This is a genomic window from Roseisolibacter sp. H3M3-2, from assembly GCF_029211165.1.
GTDB lineage: Bacteria > Gemmatimonadota > Gemmatimonadetes > Gemmatimonadales > Gemmatimonadaceae > Roseisolibacter.
The window spans coordinates 1-1,757 of sequence record NZ_JARGEK010000604.1 but is presented as its reverse complement, the minus strand read 5'-3'; the positions used below and the strand labels follow the sequence as shown (position 1 = coordinate 1,757).

At 78.8% G+C, this 1,757-nt stretch carries 1 protein-coding gene; it reads left to right on the top strand.

Annotated elements, in window-relative coordinates; translation table 11 throughout:
• Positions 1-192: 192 nt before the first annotated feature.
• Positions 193-1,757, top strand: a 1,565-nt coding sequence (locus PYV61_RS25000) for a hypothetical protein (protein WP_345785289.1), incomplete at its 3' end; no start/stop codon positions are given.

The following is a 1,757-nucleotide window of genomic DNA, read 5'->3' as shown; positions in this document are numbered from 1 at the left end:
TCGAGCGTCGGCAGCGCCCCGTGGCGGGGACGCCTCCTGCCGCCGCGAGGAGCGCTGCCGACGCTCGACGCTCGACGCTCGACGCTCCATCGGCTCGCGCTCCTCGCCGCGCTCGCCGCGCCCGCGCCCGCCCACGCCCAGGGGGTCGACCCGCGCGGCGACTGGCGCACGGTCGCGACGCCGCACTTTCGCGTGCACTTCCGCTCAGAGGACGAGGCGCGCGGGCGGCGCGCCGCCGCGGAGGCGGAGCGCGCGTGGGCGCGCCTGTCGGCCGAGCTGGTGCCGCCGCGCGGGCCGGTGGACCTCGTGGTCGCCGACAACGTGGACTTCAGCAACGGGTTCGCGAACACCTTCCCGACCAACCGGATCGTCGCCTACCTGCAGCCGCCGGTCGATGTCTCGTCGCTGCGCTTCCACGACGACTGGGGCGAGCTGCTGATCACCCACGAGCTGGCGCACGTCTTCCACCTCGACCGGTCGCGCGGCGTGTGGGCGGGGCTGCAGCGCGTGTTCGGGCGGCACTCGGCGCTCTTCCCGAACGCCTACGCGCCGTCATGGCTCACGGAGGGGCTGGCGGTGCACTTCGAGTCGCGGCTCACCGGCGCCGGCCGGCTGGCGGGGACCGAGCACCGCGCCGTGGCGCGCGCGGCGGCCGCCGAGGGGCGCGTGCCGCGCCTCGACCAGCTCAGCCTCGAGAGCTCGGTGTTCCCCGGCGGGTCGCAGGCGTACGTGCACGGCGGCTTCGTCGTCGACTGGCTGGCGCGCCACGGGCGCGAGGGCGGCGTGCGGCGCTTCGTCGAGGCGGCGAGCGGGCAGCTCGTGCCGTACCGCCTGAACGCGGCCGCGCGGCGCGGCTTCGGGACCGGCTTCTCCGACGCGTGGCGCGCCTGGCGCGACTCGCTCGAGGGCGCGTCGCGCGCGTCGCGCGGCGACGCGTGGCGGACGCTCACGCGCGAGGGGTGGTACGCCGCCTACCCGCGCTGGCTCGACCCGGCGGCGCTGGTGTACGCCGCCAACGACGCGCGCGAGGCGAGCGGCGCGTACCGCGTGACGCTCGACGGCGACCGCGAGCGGGTGGGGCGCCGCAACTCGCTGACGCCCAACGTGCCGCTGGCCGCCGGCCCGTACGCGGGCGCGACGCTGTTCGCGCAGCTCGAGTACGCGGATCCGTTCACGGTGCGCGGCGACCTGTGGGTGCAGACGGGGCGTGCGCCCGACTTCGGCGCGGCGTCGCGCGGGCAGCGGCGCCTGACGCGCGGCGCGCGGCTGACGCACCCCGAGACGCGGGCGCGCGACGGCGCGATCGTCGCCGTGCAGTCGGCCGGGGGCACGACGCGGCTGGTGCGGGTGTCGCCCGACGGCGCGACGATCGCGCCGCTCACCACCGCCGCCGCCGACCCGCAGTGGGGCTCGCCGCGCTGGTCGCCCGACGGGACTGCCGTCGCCGCGGTGCGCATGGTGCGGGGCGCCCGCTCGGCGGTCGACGTGCTCGACACCGCGGGCGGCGCGGTCGCGTCGGCGGCGGAGGAGCGGGCCGTGGTGTCGGCGCCGGCCTGGTCGCCCGACGGGCGCACGCTGTACTGGACCTCCGACCGCGACGGCCTCCCGCGTCCGTACGCCGCGCCGCTCGGCGTCGACGCGGTGGGCGACGCGCGCGTGGCGGGGCCCGACGCGGGGGCGGTGACGCAGGCGTCGCCCTCGCCGGCGGGCGGGACGCTCGCCGCGGTGGTGCTGCGCGCCGACGGGCTGCACGTCGC